Source organism: Streptomyces carpinensis (assembly GCF_002154505.1).
In the GTDB taxonomy this organism is placed as follows: Bacteria; Actinomycetota; Actinomycetes; order Streptomycetales; family Streptomycetaceae; genus Streptomyces; species Streptomyces carpinensis.
This window is the reverse complement of record NZ_MUBM01000198.1, coordinates 1-4,376: the sequence shown is the minus strand read 5'-3', so window position 1 is coordinate 4,376 and position 4,376 is coordinate 1. Positions and strand designations below refer to the sequence as shown.

Below are 4,376 nucleotides of genomic sequence, written 5' to 3'. Positions count from 1 at the left end.
CCAGGCGCGGGCGGGCGGGATCGGGGCCGGTGTCGAAGACGTGCAGCCGGGAGGAGCGCAGTCCCGGGACGATGAGGTAGCGCCGCGCAGGATGATGATGCCCGGCATGCGCCAGCGCGCTCGAGCAGGCGTTCCAGCCGAAGTGGTGGAGTTCGTTGCCCAGGTCGGGCAGCTCGGCGTGGGAGGTCACGCGGCCGTACAGGGGGGATTCGGGGTCGGTGCCGACGGTGAACAGCGCGTCGGCGCGCTGTGCGGTCGGGTCGAAGCCGACGACGTGGGCGAACTGCTCCGGTGGTGCGGCGACGGCGTCCGCCGGAGTGCGGTACAGGGTGGGGTCACGGTGGTCGCCGCTGTCGTGAGCGTGGTCGGTCGTCGTCATGGCTGTTCCTTGTCCCGAACCCCCGAACGGGAGTCTGGAATCGGGGGACTCCCGAGAGGCAGCCCACCTCACCCGTTCGGGATCGATGTGCGGATACCGGACATTCAGCCAGGGTTTCACAGCCCGGAAACACTGCCAACGCGGCAGCGCGGAGGCGCAGAGCGCCTCGGTTCAGTGAAGGGTGAGGCGCTGCCCCGGGGTGATCCGGTTCGGGTCGCCTCCGATGACCGTCTTGTTCCTCCGGTACAGCGCCGACCACGACTCTCCGTGGGCACGGCCGATGCCGCTGAGGGTGTCCCCCGGACGCACGGTGTAGGGGTCGGTCCCGGTGCCGGTCTGCTTTCCGCCGGTCTGCTTTCCGGTGGGCGGAGCGGCCTGCGTGGTCCGGTCGGTGCACGCGGTGGTGGTCGCCGAGGAGGGCCGCATCGGCACGGGGGTGAGGGGTGTGCAGACCGGGGTGGCGAGTCCGATGAGTTCCACCAGCCCGACGCCGCCGACGGGTGGGACGATGTGGGACCAGTTGTTGGCGAGCCAGACGTTGCCGGACTGGTCGATCTGCACCGCGGTGAGGTGCTGGATCGCCTTGTTCCGGAAGCCCTGCGGGGGCGACAGGACGGTGCCGGTGGTGCTGCCGGGCGGACAGGCGGCGGTGTCGGCGCCGCACAGCGTGAACACGCTCGGGGTGAGGAAGCCGGCGACCCACACGCGGTCGGATCCGTCGACGGCCACCGACCAGGGCAGAGTCTTCTCGGGCAGTTTGTACACGCCCGCGACGGTTCCGTCGGGCGCGAGCCGGGTGACCTCGCTGTTCAGGTAGCTGTTGAGCCAGGCGTTGTTCCGGGAGTCGATGGCGATCCCCAGGGGCCATTTGAAGGAGCTGCTCTCGACGGGCGAGAACGCCGTGGGTTTGAAGTCCGGCCCGATCACGGTGACGCTGCCGCCGAACTTGCCTATGAGGGGCGCCAGTCGGGTGTTCACCAGCTGGGCGCCGCCCAGGCCGGCATTGCTGACCCAGGCCCGCCCGAAGCCGTCGATCTGCACGGCGAACGGGTGGTTGAGGCCACCGCCGCTGATCGTGATCGCCTTGGACGGGTCGCCGTGCGGGTAGACGACCACATTGCCCAGACCGGGCGCGGTCTCCAGGCCGTAGTTGTTCGCGATCCACACATTGCCCCGCTGGTCCACGGCGATGCCCTGCGGGTGGACGAGCCCGCCGTTGCGCCACCCGGTGGGAGGTGACAGCGGCTTGCCGGTGGCCGAGTAGTGCGCCACCGAGTTGCCTCCGTAGCTGCTCATCCAGACGGAGCCGTCGGGGGCGACGGCGGCGCCCCAGTCTCCGCCCTTCATGCCGCCACCCTGGATCGGGCTGCCCAGGATCGGGCGCCCCGTCGGGTCGAGCACGCTGATGAAGGGGGTCGGATTCCGCGTGCCGGGCAGCCAGTTGTTGGACGCCCAGGCGTTTCCCCCGGCGTCGAAGGCGATGCGGCCGGGGGAGTACAGGTTGGTGTCGGTGTAGTGCAGCGCCAGGATCCAGGCCGTGGGAGGCGCGGTGAGCGCGGGGGTGTAGTGGTTCGAGGTACGTGCCAGGGCGTAGAGCCCTGCCGGCGACAGCGTGGGGTTGCGGACCAGGTTCAGCACCGCCTGCACGGTGTCCTCGGGGGCCGTACCGTCGGGAGGCGTCGCCAGTTGCAGCAGGCTCGCGCACCGCGTGGTGTCCGACACGCAGAGGGAGACCAGGTCGGCGAGCGTGTTGAGGGTGGCGAGGGTTTCGTTGGTGTTGCCGTTGTCGGCGTTCGTCACCACCCCGCCGGGCCTGCCCGTGGCCGGATCCACGAGGTTGAACGTCGTCGCCGCGGCGTTCTGCAGTCCCGGGCTGGGCCCTTCGACACCGTCTCGACCGCTGAACTGGGCCAGGGCGTAGGTGGCGGCGACGGTGGTGAGTTCGTTGACCCGTACCTGCTTCGCCGTCCGTGCGGGGACCGCTCCGCCCTCACCGACCGCCACCACGGAGCGCAGGCGCAGTCGGCGTGCATCGGCCGGTGTGGCCTCCACGTACAGCACTCCGGCGGCGGGCTGAGCGTAGGAGATCTCGAAGGAGCCGGCGGCGTCGGTCGTCGCGCGGCCCAGTTCCCTCACCCCCGTGCGAGAGCCGGCGAAGAGCGTGACCCGGGCTCCCCGAAGCGGCTTGCCCGCACCCGTGACGGTGCCGTGCAACGGGCCCGGCGCGGCACTGAGCGACGAGGCCGGGACGCTCGTCAGGCCCAGGACCACGGCGGCCGATGCCGTCGCGGCCGTAGCCCTCAGCGTGCGCCTCTTCTTCCTCCCCCACCGGAGGCGACCGGCGGGTGCGGGCTTGCGGAGGGATATGCCAGGGCTCATGATTGGCGAACCTTTCACTGCTGTCCGGCTGCGGCTTCCCCGGTCCCAGGGAGTGTGCGGTCCACTTCCGGCACTCTGAGCGCGAACCAGCCGACCCGGAGTCCGTACAGCCAGACCACACCGAGATACAGACCCTGGCCGACCTGGCGCATCTCGTCGCGCACCCCGCGGGCGGCGAGGGAGATCCTGGAGTAGTCGATGACGATGCACTCCCGCTCGTCCATCAGGCTCGGGCCCTTGTAGACCTGGGCCAGGACGGCGAGCACGTCGAACGAGGTCATCCGGTTGCTCAGGTAGCCCTCCGGATCGAAGACCTTGCCCCGCCACACGGCCACGCGCACCAGCCGGGCGAGAGGACGGGCGAGCCGACCGCCTCCCCACCGCACGATGCCGGTGCCCTCCAGCGGCCCCTTGGGGATCTCACCGGCCGGGCTCGTGCCGAACAGTTCCACGAGGCCTTCGTCACCTGCGTCGAGCAGGTCGCTCTCCGTGAGTGCCACATCGTCCTCCTGGCCGTCGCAGGAACCGTTGTCCGTGCCGCCCTGCGGCCGCGTCCGCCCGGGCGCGAAGTCCACGTGACAGCGGCACGGGCCGCGACGCACAGCTCCGGTCGGGGTCACGACGGGACCAGTGCCGTGGGGATGTCGGTAGGCGATCCCGCCGAGCTCGGTGCTCACACCGTGGGCTCGCTCACGAGCTTGGACGCCACCGGCCGCACACGACCACTGCTGTTAGGCCGACGGAGGTAGCGGCCCAGGTGCGGCCCACGGCCGGCCTCACCCAGGTCGCCGCCGGCCACGGCGCCCACCTGATCACCGTCAGCGCCGAGCCGAGCACGTACGACGCCTCGTTGGCGAACGGTCCCCGCCTGGTACCGCACCTCCGGTACCGGGCGTCTAGAACAAGGCCGTTCCGCTCTCGAAGTCCAGCAGGCGCTGCTTGCGGTCCAGGCCGCCGCCGTAGCCGGTCAGGCTGCCGTTCGCGCCCACGACGCGGTGGCAGGGGACGATGATGCCGATGGGGTTCTTGCCGTTGGCCAGGCCGACGGCGCGGGAGGCGCCCGGGGAGCCGAGTGCGTCGGCCAGTTCGCCGTACGAGCGCCTCTCGCCGTAGGGGATGCTCCGCAGCCGGTCCCATACGCGGCGCTGGAAGGGAGTTCCGTTCAGGCGGAGTCGGAGGGTGAACTCCTTCAGCTCGCCCGCGAAGTAGGCCTCCAGCTGTTCCTCGGCGGCGTCGAAGGCCGGTGTGCCGGCGCGTGCGCCGAACGTCTCCTCCGGTGGGCGATGGCGTTGGCCGGTCATGTACAGGCCGCACAGGACGCCGTCCTCGGCGACGAGGGTGAGCGGGCCGTAGGGGCTGTCGACGACGGTGTGCTGCCTCGTGGTGGTGGGCGTGCCGGTGCTCGTTGCGGTGGTCATCGTGAACGTCCTCAGACGGGAAGGAAGTTGATCGGGTGGCTGTCCGTGGCCCACAGGTACTGCACGGCGTAGGCCCGCCACGGACGCCAGGCCGCGGCACGGGCCGTGAGGGCCGCCGGTGTCGAGGGCAGGCCCAGCTCCCTGGCCGCGCGGCGGATGCCGAGGTCGGTGGGGAGGAAGGCGTCGGGGTCGCCGAGGGC

4 protein-coding genes and 1 pseudogene are annotated in these 4,376 nt (G+C 71.0%); all 5 read right to left on the bottom strand.

Features of this window, described 5'->3' with window-relative positions; genetic code table 11:
* Positions 1–379, bottom strand: a 379-nt coding sequence (locus BZY54_RS25660) for a selenium-binding family protein (protein WP_244217327.1), incomplete at its 3' end; no start/stop codon positions are given.
* Between the two features lie 171 nt (positions 380–550).
* Complete coding sequence (locus tag BZY54_RS53560) at positions 551–2,758, bottom strand: LysM peptidoglycan-binding domain-containing protein (RefSeq protein WP_244217326.1); 2,208 nt, start codon at positions 2,756–2,758, stop codon at positions 551–553.
* A gap of 14 nt (positions 2,759–2,772) precedes the next feature.
* Positions 2,773–3,258 carry a hypothetical protein gene (locus BZY54_RS25650; RefSeq protein ID WP_086727691.1) on the bottom strand — a complete coding sequence of 162 codons (486 nt, stop codon included), beginning with the start codon at positions 3,256–3,258 and terminating at the stop codon, positions 2,773–2,775.
* 396 nt (positions 3,259–3,654) lie between these two features.
* A complete protein-coding gene (locus BZY54_RS25645; protein ID WP_086727690.1) occupies positions 3,655–4,176 on the bottom strand; it encodes a methylated-DNA--[protein]-cysteine S-methyltransferase in 522 nt (173 codons plus the stop codon).
* A gap of 11 nt (positions 4,177–4,187) precedes the next feature.
* Positions 4,188–4,376 (bottom strand): annotated as a pseudogene (locus tag BZY54_RS25640) (DNA-3-methyladenine glycosylase); the annotation flags it as partial.

Excerpts from the sequence above, each read along its gene's own strand:
- BZY54_RS53560 (WP_244217326.1), bottom strand. The coding sequence starts at position 2,758 with ATGAGCCCTGGCATATCCCTCCGCAAGCCCGCACCCGCCGGTCGCCTC.
- BZY54_RS25645 (WP_086727690.1), bottom strand. The coding sequence starts at position 4,176 with ATGACCACCGCAACGAGCACCGGCACGCCCACCACCACGAGGCAGCAC.